At 60.5% G+C, this 14855-nt stretch carries 14 protein-coding genes; 9 read left to right on the top strand and 5 right to left on the bottom strand.

Annotated features, from left to right (window positions below; translation table 11 throughout):
• Together AA0535_RS02360 and AA0535_RS02355 are read left to right on the top strand one after the other, a co-directional pair.
• Nucleotides 1–1293, top strand: a complete 1293-nt coding sequence (locus AA0535_RS02360; RefSeq protein ID WP_264814298.1) for an RsmB/NOP family class I SAM-dependent RNA methyltransferase — start codon at nt 1–3, stop codon at nt 1291–1293.
• 50 nt (nt 1294–1343) lie between these two features.
• Entirely contained in the window at nt 1344–3245 is a 1902-nt protein-coding gene (locus AA0535_RS02355; RefSeq protein WP_264814297.1) for a cation:proton antiporter, read from the top strand.
• A 186-nt stretch (nt 3246–3431) separates the two neighbouring features.
• Here AA0535_RS02355 and AA0535_RS02350 read toward each other — a convergent pair whose 3' ends face one another.
• A complete protein-coding gene (locus tag AA0535_RS02350) occupies nt 3432–3935 on the bottom strand; it encodes a L,D-transpeptidase family protein (RefSeq protein ID WP_264814296.1) in 504 nt (167 codons plus the stop codon).
• A 200-nt stretch (nt 3936–4135) separates the two neighbouring features.
• Here AA0535_RS02350 and AA0535_RS02345 point away from each other — a divergent pair, with 200 nt between their 5' ends.
• Nucleotides 4136–4855 (top strand): response regulator transcription factor, encoded by a 720-nt coding sequence (locus tag AA0535_RS02345; protein WP_264814295.1) that lies wholly within the window; start codon nt 4136–4138, stop codon nt 4853–4855.
• Between the two features lie 253 nt (nt 4856–5108).
• Here AA0535_RS02345 and AA0535_RS02340 read toward each other — a convergent pair whose 3' ends face one another.
• Nucleotides 5109–5912 (bottom strand): exodeoxyribonuclease III, encoded by an 804-nt coding sequence (locus AA0535_RS02340; RefSeq protein WP_264814294.1) that lies wholly within the window; start codon nt 5910–5912, stop codon nt 5109–5111.
• A gap of 78 nt (nt 5913–5990) precedes the next feature.
• Here AA0535_RS02340 and AA0535_RS02335 point away from each other — a divergent pair, with 78 nt between their 5' ends.
• From AA0535_RS02335 to AA0535_RS02320, 4 genes are all read left to right on the top strand, one after another.
• Nucleotides 5991–6980, top strand: a complete 990-nt coding sequence (locus AA0535_RS02335) for a dipeptidase (RefSeq protein WP_264814293.1) — start codon at nt 5991–5993, stop codon at nt 6978–6980.
• A gap of 330 nt (nt 6981–7310) precedes the next feature.
• Entirely contained in the window at nt 7311–9185 is a 1875-nt protein-coding gene (gene uvrC, locus AA0535_RS02330; protein WP_264814334.1) for an excinuclease ABC subunit UvrC, read from the top strand.
• 113 nt (nt 9186–9298) lie between these two features.
• The gene (gene pgsA, locus AA0535_RS02325) at nt 9299–9904 is read left to right on the top strand and encodes a CDP-diacylglycerol--glycerol-3-phosphate 3-phosphatidyltransferase (protein ID WP_264814292.1); all 606 of its coding nucleotides are present in this window, start codon (nt 9299–9301) and stop codon (nt 9902–9904) included.
• 84 nt (nt 9905–9988) lie between these two features.
• Nucleotides 9989–10549, top strand: a complete 561-nt coding sequence (locus AA0535_RS02320) for a hypothetical protein (protein ID WP_264814291.1) — start codon at nt 9989–9991, stop codon at nt 10547–10549.
• Nucleotides 10550–10570: 21 nt separating this feature from the next.
• Here the strand turns inward: AA0535_RS02320 and AA0535_RS02315 are convergent, their stop codons facing one another.
• Nucleotides 10571–11443, bottom strand: a complete 873-nt coding sequence (locus tag AA0535_RS02315) for a DMT family transporter (RefSeq protein WP_264814290.1) — start codon at nt 11441–11443, stop codon at nt 10571–10573.
• A 129-nt stretch (nt 11444–11572) separates the two neighbouring features.
• Here AA0535_RS02315 and AA0535_RS02310 point away from each other — a divergent pair, with 129 nt between their 5' ends.
• Nucleotides 11573–12958 carry an aminotransferase-like domain-containing protein gene (locus tag AA0535_RS02310; protein ID WP_264814289.1) on the top strand — a complete coding sequence of 462 codons (1386 nt, stop codon included), beginning with the start codon at nt 11573–11575 and terminating at the stop codon, nt 12956–12958.
• Nucleotides 12959–13001: 43 nt separating this feature from the next.
• Here AA0535_RS02310 and lexA read toward each other — a convergent pair whose 3' ends face one another.
• The gene (gene lexA, locus AA0535_RS02305; protein WP_264814288.1) at nt 13002–13721 is read right to left on the bottom strand and encodes a transcriptional repressor LexA; all 720 of its coding nucleotides are present in this window, start codon (nt 13719–13721) and stop codon (nt 13002–13004) included.
• Between the two features lie 236 nt (nt 13722–13957).
• On the opposite strand from lexA, the gene rpmG reads away from it, so the two are divergent.
• Nucleotides 13958–14125: a 50S ribosomal protein L33 gene (rpmG, locus tag AA0535_RS02300; RefSeq protein WP_023977387.1), complete on the top strand. Its 168-nt coding sequence runs from the start codon at nt 13958–13960 to the stop codon at nt 14123–14125.
• Between the two features lie 329 nt (nt 14126–14454).
• Here the strand turns inward: rpmG and AA0535_RS02295 are convergent, their stop codons facing one another.
• A complete protein-coding gene (locus tag AA0535_RS02295; protein WP_264814287.1) occupies nt 14455–14784 on the bottom strand; it encodes an FtsB family cell division protein in 330 nt (109 codons plus the stop codon).
• Nucleotides 14785–14855: the final 71 nt, after the last annotated feature.

Here is a 14855-nt window from a genome sequence, read left to right as displayed (position 1 = left end):
ATGACTCCCGCCGCCCGCCTTTCCGCCGCCATCGATCTGCTTTGCGCCATCGAGGCTGCCCCCCGCCGTCCCGCCGATGCGACGGCCAATGCCTATTTCCGCGATCGCCGCTATATCGGTGGCGGCGATCGCCGGGTCATCTCCGCCCGCATCTGGGACGTGCTGCGTCAGTGGCGCCGGTTGCACTGGCATCTGCGTGACATTCCGGGTGGCCCTTCGCCCCGAACGCTTTGTGCAGCATCGCTCATTCTGGGCGGCGAGGAAATCGGCACGGTCCGTATGCTGTTCAATGGCGAGCGCTTCGCCCAGTCACATCTGACGTCGCGTGAAGACGCTGCCTTGGCCGCATTGAACGGACGCGAACTGAACCATCCGGATATGCCCGGCCCGGTCCGTCTGGAATATCCGGACTGGCTGCACCCTTATCTTGTACGCGCGTTTGGAGACCAACTCGACGCGGAGATGGCAGCGCTGGATGGCGCAGCACCGCTCGATCTGCGGGTGAACCTGCTCAAGGGGCATCGTGACGAGGCGATCAGATCGCTGCGCAACGAGCAGATCCTGGCAGCACCGTCGCCGCTCTCTCCCTGGGGGTTGCGTCTGCAGGGGCGTCAGAATGTCACAGCGACGCAGAGTTTCCGTGACGGGCTGATCGAGATCCAGGACGAAGGCAGCCAGCTCATCGTCGGAACGCTCGATGCGAGGCCGGGCGAGCGCGTGGTGGATTTCTGCGCGGGTGCGGGAGGGAAGACGCTGGCCATTGCCATGAGCATGGAGAACAAGGGCCAGATCGTCGCCTGTGATGTCTCCTCGCCACGGCTTGAGGGCGCGGTCAAGCGTCTGCGTCGCGCAGGCGTGCATAATGTCGAACGTCACCTGCTGACGAGCGGTGATAAATGGGTCAAGCGCCGCGCCGGGGCTTTCGACCGCGTTCTGGTCGATGCGCCGTGCTCGGGCACCGGCACGTGGCGGCGTAACCCGGATGCGCGCATCCGCCTGGTTGAGCAGGACATCCTGGAGCTCAAGGTCAAGCAGGCCGATATCCTTGATCGCGCCTCCAGTCTGGTCAAACCGGGCGGCCGTCTGGTGTACGCGACATGTTCGCTTCTGCCGGAAGAGAACGAAGCGCAGGTCGCAGCGTTCTTGGCGCGCAACGATCAGTTCGAGCGCGTGGCAGCCGGAGGCGAAATGCTTCCCGAGGCCCTGCGTGGCGAAACCGGTTTTGCCCTGACCCCGCTTCGTGACGGGACGGATGGCTTCTTTGCCGCCGTTCTTCAACGCAAGGCCGGATAAGGCTTTCAACGCGACATAATCCACGACCGGTCAGGGATGAAGACGTTACCATGGCGCTAGCAATGTTTATCGGGCTGCTGCTCACGCTGGGGGCCGGGATCGGGGCGCAATGGGTGGCCTGGAAATTCCGCCTTCCGGCTATCGTTCTGCTCTTCGCGCTCGGACTGATCTTCGGGCCGGGGCTCGGTATTCTGCATCCCTCTGCCGCGCTGGGCTGGATTTTCCGTCCGCTCGTGTCGCTGCTTGTCGCGATCATCGTGTTCGAGGGCGGCCTGCTTCTTGATTTCCGCCAGCTTCGCGAGGCAGGAGAGGGCGTCACGCGTCTGACCATGCTGGCCCTCCCCATTTCATGGGGGCTGGGCTGGGCCGCAGCGCACTACATTGCCCATATGGAATGGGGGGTCGCCGCCCTGTTCGGCGCGATTATCACCGTCACTGGCCCGACTGTGGTGTTGCCTTTGCTGCGCCACAACAAACTCCAGCCGCGTGTCGCCGCCTTCCTGCGGTGGGAAGCCATCATCAACGATCCGATCGGGGCCATTCTGGCCGCCGTTGTGCTGCAGGTGGTCGCCACGCGCGTACCGATCGGCACGGATGTCTTCCTGACCACCGTGCTGCCTGATCTGCTGGCCTCCACGGCGGAGTCACTGGCTGTGGGTATTCTGCCTGCCTATCTGGTGCGCTACCTCTTCGTGCGCGACCTGATGCCAGAGCCGCTCAAGACCCCGTTGCTGCTCACCCTTGCCTTGCTGATCTTCAGCATCTGCAACATGAGCATGGAAGGGGCGGGTCTGGTTGGCGCGACCGTGTTCGGTATGGCGTTGACGAATCTGCATGTGCCAGGCCTGTCCGAATTACGCCGCATGAAGGAGTCCCTGGTCGTCCTTGTGGTGGCGGTGCTCTTCATCATGTTGACCGCCGATCTGCATCGCGACGTGCTGGCTCATCTGTCGCTGCCGATCTTTCTGCTGACTGCTGCCGTCATGTTCGGCGTCCGGCCACTGGCCATCTTTCTCTCCACCATCGGGACCGGTCTGAAATGGCAGGAGAGGCTGTTCGTGGCATGGATCGCCCCTCGCGGTATCGTGGCTGCCGCCGTAGCTGGTGCTGCTGGATATCGTATGACCGATGCGGGCTATCACAGTGCCGATCTGATCATGCCAGCCGTTTTCGCCATCATCGGCGGCACCATGATCTTCCATGGTTTCTCGCTGCGCCCCATTGCCCGTTACCTGAAGCTGACCCTGTCCAACGAACCGGCTCTGGCCATTGTCGGGGCGTCACCCTGGTCGATCGATCTCGCCAAATGTCTGAGTGGCAACGGTATTCCCATCCTGCTGGTTGATAACCGCTCGAGCGCGCTGATTCCCGCCATGCGCAAGGGTATTCCTGTGCTGCGTGCCGAATTGCTGTCTCAATATGGCGAGGAGGCGCTCGAGGAGCGCCCAGCGGATTACCTGATTTCGACCACGGCAGATGCGATTTATAACGGTCTCGTATGCGCCCACATGGCGCCGCATATGGGACGTCAGCGCGTGTTCCAGATCAGTCCCGGCGTGGCGCGTCTCGATTTCTATCATGGGCTGTCACGCGATGCGCGCGGCAAGCTGCTCGGTGATCCTTCCTGGAACTTCACCCTGATCGACATGCTCTTTGAAAAGGGGTGGCGGTTCATGACCGCCATGGCTGACGAGGCAAGCGCTGCAGGTTTTGGCGCGGTGCAGAACCGTCTCGATTTCCTGTCTATCCGCCGCGGTCAGTCGATCACGATCCGGTCCGCCGAGGATGAGTTTCCGGTCAGTCCGACCATCGGCGACATGCTTGTCTATATGGCACCTCCTCCGCCGCCGCCACCTCCCGTGACGACCGAGGATCTTCAGGCGCAAGCCGCCGCCGAGGCGGGCTCGGGCGATACTTCTGGCGTCGTTCCTGTCAGCGCCCCGGAAGGCTGATAGCCGAACACCGGTCTGAGCGATGTGGGGGTCGGGCTGATTCCCGATCCCCATTCTGTATTGGATGGTTTCCATGCTGCCCTCAGGGGCCTCGCCACAGTCTAGTGGCTGCGGCCTCAAAGGCCGCGCTCAGCCCGACACCACCGAACCCGGCGTCGGGAACCGCTCCCAAGCAGATCAGACGGTTCAGTCGGTGCGAACTTCTATCCCTGTTTCGCTCCCACTGATCAGTTCGCGCAGGAGCGGCTCGGCCAGGGCGATGCAGCCCTCTGTCGCGCCGCTCTGCGGGGGAAGATGCAGGAAGATTGCCGAGCCTCTTCCGGCAATGACCGGGTCATCGTTCCATCCCAGCACAACGCACAGGTCATAGCAGTGATCGTCGCGCCAGAGCCGTTCGTGACGCCCGTCATGGGGCAGAGTGACCTGCCGGTTGTAGTCCCGGTGCGACGGGTCATCGCACCACCCGTCATCAGGCGCGAGCGCCTCCACACGTAGGCGGGTGAGGGGGCGGGCGATCCGGTCTGCCCGGTAGAATACATGGCGAAAAGGCAGGTATCCAATGGGGGTCGCCTGATCTCCCTCGGTCTTGTCCACGCGTAAACCCCCACCTCCGATCAGGGCAGGAATGGTCCTTCCGTTGATAAAAAGCGTCGCCAGAGCACCTGAATTATGTCGCAGGATGACACTCATGTCACAAACCTCACGTCTGAACATTAATTTATGGGTAAATGACGTCTAAAGACCGGTATCGAGCGGGCTTGACGTTCCGATCGGATTGGCGTTGTCACGATATCCGTGTAAGGCTCACAGTCAAAACGGGGATCTACCTTCCACGGAAGTCTGGTCCTGTCTCTGGGGCGTCGTCCTCAGTAGGTGAGAGAAGAATATACATGCCTGGTCCGCGTCCTGTCCTTATTGTTGACGATGACGATACGCTTCGCCAACTCCTGGTCGAACAGCTCAAGCTTGAAGGTGAGTTTGAACCCATTCAGGCTGTTTCCGTCGCCGACGCCAAGGAAAAGCTTGCCGTTCCCGACGTGCGTGTCGACGCAATCCTCCTCGACGTGACCCTGCCGGATGGCGACGGGCGCGATTTCTGCGCTGAGCTCCGCCGCCAGGGCATTCGCATGCCGATCATCATCCTGACCGGTTCGGATGACGAGGCCGATGTGGTGCGCGGTCTCGATGCAGGCGCTAATGACTACGTCGCCAAGCCGTTCCGCATTGCAGAACTTCTTGCTCGCTTGCGCGCGCAGCTTCGCCTGTTCGAGAATAGCGAGGATGCTGTTTTCCCCATCGGGCCTTATCTGTTCCGCCCGTCTTCCAAAATCCTGCAGGAACCGGCCAAGAACCGTCGTATCCGCCTCACGGAGAAGGAAGCGGCCATTCTGAAGTATCTGTATCGCGCCGGGCATCGTCCGATTGCGCGTCAGGTGCTGCTGAATGAGGTCTGGGGCTATAACGCGGCTGTCACGACGCACACGCTCGAGACGCATATCTACCGTCTGCGCCAGAAGATCGAGCCCGATCCGGCAAATGCCTCCCTGTTGCTCACGGAAGGTGGCGGGTATCGCCTCAACCCCGAGGGCAGCGACGCCCTGATGGGCTGATAGCACCCCCCGATGTCCCCTCCTCTTTTCTTGTCAGGAGAGAGGAGGGAGTACGGCCTCGAAGTCCTTCGCAAACCGCGCCATCCGTTACAGGGCGCAAAAAAGGGCCAAAGCATGCGGTCGGGGTCATCATCCCCGCTTGGTATTTATCCCCTTCCAGACGCATCACAGCCACCGGTCAGATCGCTGTGAATGTTCGGGCGCCTGATCCGCCCTCAGGCGACTTCCAGTCTCCCGCAGCCTGTTCGTCTTTTCAGGCGGGGTTCAGCGCGAGATCGACGATCACTGGAACATGATCGGATGGGCTCGACCAGTCCCGCACGTCTTTCAATACGGCGACATCCTGCAGATGCTCGCGCAGATCCGGTGTGAGCCATACGTGGTCGAGGCGTCTCCCACGGTTCGAGAGTTTCCAGTCGCGATTGCGATAGGACCACCAGGTGTAGAGCTTCTGCTCAGGCGGGACGACCAGACGCATGGCATCGACGAAGCCTGTATCGCTCCAGGCTTTCAGGCGCTCGATCTCTGGCAGTGTGTGGCTGACCACATCGGCAAGCTGCTTGTGGCTCCATACATCGTGCTCGAGCGGAGCGATATTGAGATCGCCAACCACGATAGAGCGCACAGGCGGATTTTTGCGGAACCAGCTTGTGACCTCCTCGAGAAATGCCAGTTTATGGGCAAACTTGTCGTTCACCGCAGGATCGGCAATGTCGCCGCCCGCTGGAACATAGAAATCATGCAGGGTCACGGTGCCCCTGTCGGTCTCGACTGTGATCCCGATATGACGGGTATCGCTCTTGCCGCACCAGTCCGGTACCGCGTCAAGCGCTCGGATCGGGTGGCGGGAGAGGATGGCAACGCCATTATATCCCTTCATGCCCATGAAATGCTGGTGGTCATATCCCAGCTCCCGCAACGCCTGCGCGGGAAAGAGCGGGTCCGGAACCTTGGTTTCCTGTAGGCAGATGATGTCGGGACTTTGCTCCTCGATCAGCCGCGCGAGGAGAGGGAGGCGCAGACGCAACGAGTTGATATTCCATGTCATCAGCCGCATCGGTTTCGATCCTCCAAATTGCCGCGAAGAGCAGGAATGCCTCTTGCCGCTGCGTTCGGATAGCCCATTTATGCTCTCATGACATCCGCGACACACGACCAGCTCCTGACCCTCGACTCCCACATTGATATTCCCTGGCCTGATCGTCAGGATTTCGAGACCGGTTCGCCCGCGCGTCAGGTCGATCTGCCCAAGCTTCGAGAGGGCGGCCTGAAAGCCGTCTGCCTCGCTGCCTATATTCCCCAGACCCGTCTGGAAGCTGACGGGAGGGCCGAGGCCTGGGCGAGAGTGCAGGCGATGCTGGCCGTGATAAATGGCCTTGCCAGCGATGCTGTGACCGTCTGCCGGAGCGCCGCCGATGTGAGGGCAGCATTCAGCCAGGACAGGACCGTGGTGGTGCCTGCTGTGGAAAATGGACACGCTCTGGGCGGCGACCCGTCCCGTATCGAGGTTCTGGCGTCGATGGGGGTGCGCTATATGACGCTCACCCATAACGGGCATAACGATCTGGCCGATGCGGCAATTCCGCTCCCCGCGCTCGGTGATGAACGCGAGCTGCACGGTGGCCTGTCATCGCAGGGGCGTGATGCGATAGCGCTCATGAACACACACGGCATACTGGTCGATGTCTCCCATGCCGCGAAGACGACCATGCTGCAGGCTGCTGAAGTCTCGAGCACCCCGATCATCGCCAGTCATTCCTGCGCCCGGGCATTGTGCGATCATCCGCGCAACCTCGATGACGAGCAGCTGCGCAGGCTTCGAGACACCGGGGGGGTCATCCAGATCACAGCCATGTCCTCATTCCTCAAGCCCAGTGCTGCAGGTCGCGCCGGTGTTCACGACCTCGCCCGTCACGTGCGTTATGTTGCTGACCTGATCGGGGTGGATCATGTCGGGGTCTCCTCCGATTTCGATGGCGGCGGCATGATCGAGGGCTGGGCCCATGCCGGGGAGACGCCAGCTGTGACGGAAGCGCTGCGTGCTGCCGGCTTCACGGAGGCCGAACTCTCCGCAATATGGGGTGGCAATTTCCTGCGGGTGATGGCGCAAGCTGAACAGAGGTAGAGGCAACTTCGAACAAAACAGGATCGTTCTGTCACGTGGAACGTGAATTTTGTCCACTTACGGTGATGTTCGGGGATTGACTCCCTGTGTTTCCAAGGTCTTGGCGCTGTTTCTTCGATGCGGATGAGCAAAATTGTTCAATATCAACTGCTTAATTCTGGTTGCACAAAATTTAGGCAAAGCGTCGCAAAGCGCGCCAAACTGCGCCCGTCATCAATTTGTCATGCGATGCCCCACAGACTTATCCACATGTTCCGTGGATGAACTGGCGATCAGCCTGTGTCACGGGGGCGTAGCTTGAGCGCCGGGACCCCAGTCGCGCTCGAAGGCGTGGCTTCCCCCGCTGGCGAGGTTCAGGTATCGCCGCGCAAGGAGGGAACAGAAGCGATACGCGAGGCCCTGAAGACGATCCCGCTGACACCGGGCGTCTATCGCATGCTGGGTGAGAAAGGGGAGGTGCTCTACGTTGGCAAGGCGCTGAGCCTGAAGAAGCGCGTCTCATCCTATCTGCGACTGAACCAGTTGCCTGAACGCCTGCGCCGGATGGTCGGCCTCACGCGATCCATGGAGATTGTGACGACCCGCACCGAAGCGGAGGCGCTGCTTCTCGAAGCCAACTACATCAAGAAAATGAAGCCGCGCTTCAACATCCTGCTGCGTGACGACAAATCCTATCCCTGGATCATGCTGACCGAGGGGCACGACTATCCGCAGATCACCAAGCAGCGAGGGCGTCCGGTCAAGAACGCCACTTATTGGGGGCCTTTCGCCTCGGCATGGGCAGTCAACCAGACACTGAACCTGATCCAGCGCAGCTTCCTGCTCAGATCATGCAGCGACGCAGTTCTTTCGTCGCGCACGCGACCCTGCCTGCTGTATCAAATCCGTCGCTGCTCGGCACCCTGCGTGGAACGTGTCACGACAGCTCAATATGCGTCGCTCGTCGAGGAAACGAAGCAGTTCCTCTCAGGCAAGAGCACCGACGTACACAAAACGCTCGTTGAGGAGATGGAAAAGGCCTCCGAAGCTCTGGAGTTCGAGCGCGCTGCGACAATCCGGGACCGTATCCGGGGGTTTTCGAGCATGCAGGAATCGGGGATCATCAACCCTGCCTCGATCGGCGACGCCGATATCATTGCCCTGTGGCAGCAGGCAGGAAAGACCTGCATCCAGGTCTTTTTCATTCGTAACAGCCGCAATAACGGTAATCGCGCGTTCTATCCCGATCACGCAGAGGACGATCAGGCTGCAGATATCCTCTCCGCATTTCTGCTGCAGTTCTACGACGACAAGCCGCCGCCGCCCCAGATTCTGCTGAACACCGACCCGGCCGAGCTCGATCTGGTTTCCGAGGCACTCACGCTCAAACGTGGCCGCAAGGTGGAATTGCTCCAACCCCAGCGTGGCGAACGGCGCGATGTCGTGCGCCATGCGGAGACCAATGCGCGTGAGGCTCTCGAGCGCCGTCTGGCGGAAAGCGCCGGTGTGAGCAAGCTGCTGGATGGTGTCGCGTCCGCTTTCGGGCTTGAGGGACCGCCGGGCCGCATCGAGACCTATGATAATTCCCATATCATGGGGCAGCACGCCTATGGTGTGATGGTCGTCGCCGGACCGGAGGGGTTCACCAAGCGCGCCTACCGCAAATTTGCCATCAAGGGGCCGGTCACGCCTGGCGACGATTTCGGCATGATGCGCGAGGTCATGGAGCGGCGTTTCGGCCGACGTGACCCTGCAGCGCCGGATGAGCGCCCTCAGGACTGGCCGGACCTCCTGTTGATCGACGGCGGGTTAGGCCAATTCAATGCCGTGCGGGCAGTGCTCGAGGAACTGAACGTGCGCGATATCCCGATAGTCGCCATCGCCAAGGGCCCTGACCGGGATGCCGGCAGGGAGTGGTTTTTCCAGGAGGGGCGTGCGCCCTTCCAGATGCCGCATAACGACCCGGTCCTGTACTATCTTCAGCGCTTGCGTGACGAGGCCCACCGCTTCGCCATCACCACGCACAGAGCAGGACGAAGCAAGGCCATCAAGACTTCCGAACTGGACAGCGTTCCGGGTATCGGCGCCGTCAGGAAGCGCGCGCTCCTGACACGGTTCGGATCGGTGCGCGGTGTACGTGGCGCAAGCGTCGAGGAACTGGCAACGGTCGGGGGAATCAATTCGGAGATCGCCCGCACAATCTACGCCTTTTTTCACCCCCAATAGCAGGCAGGCGCTATGGTGGAGCGAAACCGAGCCTATCATGGTGACGCGATTCATGCTTATGGCTGGAAGCGCGCAAGGCTGATTGATTTCAATGGCGGTACCGGGGACGATTCATGCTGACAGATCTGCCCAACATCCTGACCCTGCTTCGTATCGCCTCGATACCTGTGCTCGTTGCCCTCATCGCTTTCGCCAGCCCGCTTGCTGATGGCATTGCCTGCATTCTTTATGTCGCCGCATGTATCACCGATTATCTTGACGGTATGCTCGCGCGCAGGTGGAAGCAGGGATCCGAGCTCGGGCGAATGATGGATCCGATTGCTGACAAGCTGTTGGTGGGCGCGCTTCTTCTGGCCCTGGCGGGCTATGGTCGACTGACCGACGGCGCGTTGTTTGCCGCAATCATCATCCTCATTCGCGAGATCATGGTCAGCGGCTTGCGCGAGTACATGGCAAGTCAGCGAGCCACACTCCCTTCCACGCGCCTTGCGAAGTGGAAAACAGGTATCCAGATGGTCGCCATCGGTTTCCTGCTTGCAGGTGATGCCATGCCCCGTCAGATCGGGCTGGGTATGATCTCCTTCACGCAGCTTGGCGCGCTCATGCTCTGGATTTCGGTTGTACCGACCGTGTTGAGTGGGTGGGGATATCTGGTAACGGGGCTCTCGAGAATGATGGGATCCGGCACAAACCGGTCCTCTGCCAAGGTCTCGCATTAGTATCACGCTCTATACATGTTCTGTATCTGGCGTCAGACGGCCTCAGCGCTTAAAAGAGCGTGGATGACATCCCTGGAGTAAGTGATGAGAAAGGCCGCTCTTTTAGCGATTCCTGTTTTGTTGAGTGGCTGTTCCGGTTTCGGGAAATCGATTCACGACACCGCGACACTTCCCGGGGCTAATCCGAACATGCCCGAGGGCATTTCCGAGAACATGGAGAAGGTGCGTGGCCACGCCTATCTCGCCATGCCGATCCTTCCCGAAAACGGCAATATCTGGCCGGGTGCACCGCAGCCCCTGCCAACGCTGCGAGATGTCGAGGCCTCCCCGAACGGGTTGCGTGACGCCCTTGCCGACACGAACAGCTATTTTGGCTCGATGACCAAGAGTCATGGCGCGAGCGGAGACAGCGCGATCCAGCTGGGCGATGGCGCAACGCTGGAGATGGGCGAGCATGACGGCATGGTTCACGGGGTGCACACCGCTTCACGCCCGTCATTGTCGTCCTCGGTAGAGGACAATGCCCATAAATATATCGCCCCTGGCCGCAGCGGAACGATCGTGATCCCGAATGGCGATGGCACGAATACGTTGATCGCACCGGACGGCACGGTGAGCGTCAGTCGGGACAAGGCGGCGCACTGAGGAGCGGCACCGCCTTTATTCTCAGGCGGCGCGCCTTGCACCAAACACGCATGCCAGTACCACCAGCGTGACGCCAATCATCAGAGGCGGGACGGCCTCATGAAGCAGCCACGCCGAAAGCGCGAGACCGCCAAAGGGCTGCAATAGCTGTAACTGGCCAATCCTCGCCACGCCGCCTTGTGCCAGGCCATGATACCAGAATACGAAACCCAGCATCATGCTGAAGAGCGCCACATAGGCCAGCGAACACCATGCGGCGCCAGACACATTCTCCCAACCGGGAGGGCGCGTCACAAGGGCCAGCACGATCATGGCGGGGGAAGCGAGCCCCAGCGCCCAGGAGATGACCTGCCAGCCTCCCAGCTTGCGTGAAAGCGATGCGCCCTCGGCGTAGCCCAGACCGCATACCAGCACGGCGGCCAGCATCAGTCCGTCCCCGATCAACGAGCCACCATGGGTCTGGGTCAGAGCGTAGGCGGCGACAGCCGCTGCGCCGCAAAGGGACAGGAGCCAGAAGAGGGGGGAAGGCCGCTCGCCATTGCGGATGACGGCGAAAAAAGCCGTGCTCAGAGGGAGCAGACCCGTCCACATGGCCGAGCGCACTGACTCGATATGCTGGAGTGCGCAGGCTGACAGCAGCGGATAACCTACGACGACCCCGAGCGCGACGATGAGGAGTGGCCCGAGTGCCTGCCTGTCCGGACGCGCCTGGCGCAGGGCCGCAAGCAGGGCCAGCCCGAGCAGAGCAGCAATCGACGCGCGCGCAGCGGTCAGAAACAAGGGAGGGAATCCGGACTCGGCAATTCTCGTGGCAGGGAGGGAGCCACTGAAAACAGCGATGCCGATCAGACCGCTCAACGTCCCGCTCGATTGCTTTCCCGTAGCAGCGTCCATAGTCGCAATTCCTCTTCTTACACTGGGTCATGCCAAGAATGCAACGGCACCTCGTCTCGGAACATGGACAGTCAGCGGGGCATTGCTCAAACTGTTTGGAGGCAGAAACCATACAGTTGCGATATCGATATGAAAACCGACAGCAAGATTGCGATCGCCCTCGAAGCGATAAGAGCGCGTATCAGGACAGGGAGCCTCGCTCATGGTGAGCGCCTGCCGTCGATCCGGCGTTTCGCAAGCCAGATCGCCATGTCGCCCTCTACCGTCAATGAGGCCTATGAGAGGCTGGTTGCAGAAGGGATAATCGTCGCACGTCCCGGCTCCGGCTATTACGTGTCGTCTGCGTCGATAGCCCAGCCTGGCAGGAGGGGGAGGGAAGATCATGCCCTGGACCCCTTCTGGGTATCCCGTCAGGCGCTGGAGGCTGATTCCGGGATGGTTCAACCAGGCTGCGGATGGTTGCCCGAGGCCTGGATGCCGCAGGCTTTGCTGCGCATGGCGATGCGCGACGTTGCGAGGGCCGATGACGCCTTGCTGACAGGCTATGGGCCAGCCATGGGGTCGCCCGGGCTGCGCCATCTGCTCTCTCGCCGTTTCGCTGAAGAGCATTTCCTTGCACCGATCGACCATATACTTCTGACGAATTCCGGTACCCAGGCGATGGACATGGTCTGCCGTCTTCTGCTCAAGCCGGGCGATTGCGTTCTTATCGATGACCCGTGCTATTTCAACTTCAGGGCGCTTCTTGCCGTACATCGGGTCCGTGTAGTCGGCGTCCCATTCGGAGCCGATGGCCCGGATCTGGCGGTCTTTGCCCGCGTCGTCCAGGAAGAAAAGCCGGTCCTGTATCTGACCAATTCGGGCCTTCAGAACCCGACTGGCGGATCGATCACCCTGCGCGCCGCCCATCGGCTTCTTGTCGTCGCTTCGCAGCACGGTGTGCAGATTGTCGAGGATGATATCTTTGCCGATTTCGCTCCACGCGAGACACCCAGTCTCGCGCCACTCGACGGACTGAACCATGTCATCAGGATAGGGTCATTCTCCAAAACGCTCTCGGCGTCGCTGCGCTGCGGCTATATCGCCGCGCGACCCGATCTGATCCGGGCGCTGGGAGATCTGCAGATCGCAACAGGCTTTGCCGGAGCCAGTCCTGTAGCGGCTGCGATCGCCGAGTATGTCCTCAAAGGAGGGGGATATCGGAGGCATCTGGAGACACTGAACCGCAAACTCGCGCGTTTGCGTCGAGACTGTGCAGAGCGCCTTGCCTCGATGGGTATCGAGGTGACGATCAGACCCAAGGGGGGCTTCAGTCTGTGGGGACAGATGCCGGACGGATGCGACGTTTCCCGTCTCGCACGTCTGGCTCTGGACAAAAATCTCGTGCTTGCCCCCGGGGCTGTGTTCGGTGACTCGCCCGCCACAGCACAGTTCATGCGCTTCAACGTTGCTCAGATGACGGACCCATCCCTGTCCGAGCGTCTCAAAGGGCTCATAGACAGCGCGAGTCTCTAGCGCCGCAACTCACGACCAGGGGAGAACGATCAGGAGCGCGTCCTCATTTGTACTGGCGATAAAGCCCGATCAGAACGCCCTGGATGCTGACCCTGTTCTGTGGGAATATCTGTGTTTCATAGGCGGCATTTGCCGGTTCCAGCGCGATGGATTTCCCTTTCTGTCGCAGACGCTTGAGCGTCACCTCCTGTCCATCGACGAGCGCAACGATGATCTGCCCGTTTTCCGCGGTCTCCGCCTGGCGGATGATCACGGTATCGCCATCCAGGATTCCCGCATCGATCATCGAATCGCCCGACACATGCAGGGCGTAATGTCGGCCATTTCCAAGTTGCGCGGCCGGGATATCGATTTGCTCGCCTTGATCCCGGAAAGCCTCGATGGGCAGACCCGCGGCAATGCGGCCAAAAAGCGGCACGCCGACAACCTGGTTTGACGCGTTATCGAATGGCGCCAAAGGGGCGCGATCTCGGCTATGGGCCAGACGGGGAAAGGCGCCGGAGCCATCGGACACTGTTTCCGGTGTCACGGACATGACAGGCGCCTCCATGACAGGCAAACGGACGATCTCGAGTGCGCGCGCACGATGATGGTGACGCCGCAGAAAGCCGCGCTCTTCCAGCGCCGAGATCAGACGGTGAATTCCAGATTTGGAACGAAGCTCGAGCGCTTCCTTCATCTCGTCGAAAGAGGGAGAGAAACCCGTCCGCTTGAGGTAGGAGTCTATATAAAGCAGGAGCTGATGTTGCTTGCGTGTGAGCATGGGGTTCCTCTCTCCTGAGCGTGTGGGAAAAGAAGCATCACGCGCCCGGAATACATCTGTTCTTATTAAGTTCTTGCTTCGATCCCTTCAAGATTTTTTCCCCGGAACACCAAAATTAATCCACCGTTTTGCCGGAAACACTTGACCCGGGGGCGTAATGCAAGCATTTATGCGCCCAGCTTGAAAACGCTGCCGTTCATGTCGCGCGCAGCGACAGATCAGTTTGCGAGGACCCCATGGCCAAGACCAACGTCATCCAGATCCGTCTCGTTTCGACCGCGGATACCGGATATTTCTACGTCACCAAGAAGAACGCTCGTTCTGCAACCGGCAAGATGGAAGTGCGCAAGTACGACCCCGTCGTCCGCAAGCATGTCGCGTTCCGCGAAGCCAAGATCAAGTAAGATCTGCTTTCGCTGACGGTACTCAAAGGCGGCTCTTGGGAGCCGCTTTTTTTGTGCCCGCTTGCCAGTTACGATCACCCCCCGCTTGGCAGATCAATCGCGGCGCTTCCTGCCTGAGCAAGCACACACCCCGTTGTTTGGACGGGGTACTCTACCGTTGCAGGGTAGGATTGGATCAACAGGACGAGATTGACTGGATCCGTTGGCAGTATCCGTGAAGCCGCAGCGATCAGGTAATATGAGGCCGGATAGGGCGCATAGCCTTATCCCGGATGCGTCCGGCTCATACGGGCCATGGGGCTAACGTCTGCTAATCGGTAGACAGGTACTTAGTAGAGTTTCTCATGAGGGCCATACGGGATAACCGTATCGCCATTGCGGGCCAGATTGAGCATGGCGCGCGAGCGCTCATCGAGCATGTCAGCGTCGAGGGCGCGTTCATTCAGGCTGCCAATACGACGCTTCCAGACGGCCTGTTCGGCATCCGCGTCCTTCTGTGCCTGAAGCGCCTGATCCATCAGCTTCAGCTGCTGATGATAGGCCTTTATACCGTGATCGCCATGGAGAGCATTCCATCCGAAATACGCCGTGAGACCCAGAAACAGGGCAGGGGGCACGACGGCACGCACAACGCGGCGGATGGCTCGGACAATCTGCACGGATACTCCACGATCTGAGACGGGCTGGCTGGGGATGATCCTAGCCTCAGCCAGGCTCCGCTTACAATCGC

This window comes from Asaia krungthepensis NRIC 0535, assembly GCF_025995175.1.
In the GTDB taxonomy this organism is placed as follows: Bacteria; Pseudomonadota; Alphaproteobacteria; order Acetobacterales; family Acetobacteraceae; genus Asaia; species Asaia krungthepensis.
This window is presented reverse-complemented; position numbering and strand designations above follow the sequence as displayed.

Bases quoted from the DNA above. Each gene is read 5' to 3' on its own strand.
- AA0535_RS02335 (WP_264814293.1), top strand. From the start codon at position 5,991: ATGACATCCGCGACACACGACCAGCTCCTGACCCTCGACTCCCACATT.
- AA0535_RS02360 (WP_264814298.1), top strand. From the start codon at position 1: ATGACTCCCGCCGCCCGCCTTTCCGCCGCCATCGATCTGCTTTGCGCC.
- rpmG (WP_023977387.1), top strand. From the start codon at position 13,958: ATGGCCAAGACCAACGTCATCCAGATCCGTCTCGTTTCGACCGCGGAT.
- AA0535_RS02350 (WP_264814296.1), bottom strand. From the start codon at position 3,935: ATGAGTGTCATCCTGCGACATAATTCAGGTGCTCTGGCGACGCTTTTT.
- AA0535_RS02345 (WP_264814295.1), top strand. From the start codon at position 4,136: ATGCCTGGTCCGCGTCCTGTCCTTATTGTTGACGATGACGATACGCTT.
- AA0535_RS02310 (WP_264814289.1), top strand. From the start codon at position 11,573: ATGAAAACCGACAGCAAGATTGCGATCGCCCTCGAAGCGATAAGAGCG.
- lexA (WP_264814288.1), bottom strand. From the start codon at position 13,721: ATGCTCACACGCAAGCAACATCAGCTCCTGCTTTATATAGACTCCTAC.
- AA0535_RS02355 (WP_264814297.1), top strand. From the start codon at position 1,344: ATGGCGCTAGCAATGTTTATCGGGCTGCTGCTCACGCTGGGGGCCGGG.
- AA0535_RS02340 (WP_264814294.1), bottom strand. From the start codon at position 5,912: ATGCGGCTGATGACATGGAATATCAACTCGTTGCGTCTGCGCCTCCCT.
- pgsA (WP_264814292.1), top strand. From the start codon at position 9,299: ATGCTGACAGATCTGCCCAACATCCTGACCCTGCTTCGTATCGCCTCG.
- AA0535_RS02320 (WP_264814291.1), top strand. From the start codon at position 9,989: ATGAGAAAGGCCGCTCTTTTAGCGATTCCTGTTTTGTTGAGTGGCTGT.
- AA0535_RS02315 (WP_264814290.1), bottom strand. From the start codon at position 11,443: ATGGACGCTGCTACGGGAAAGCAATCGAGCGGGACGTTGAGCGGTCTG.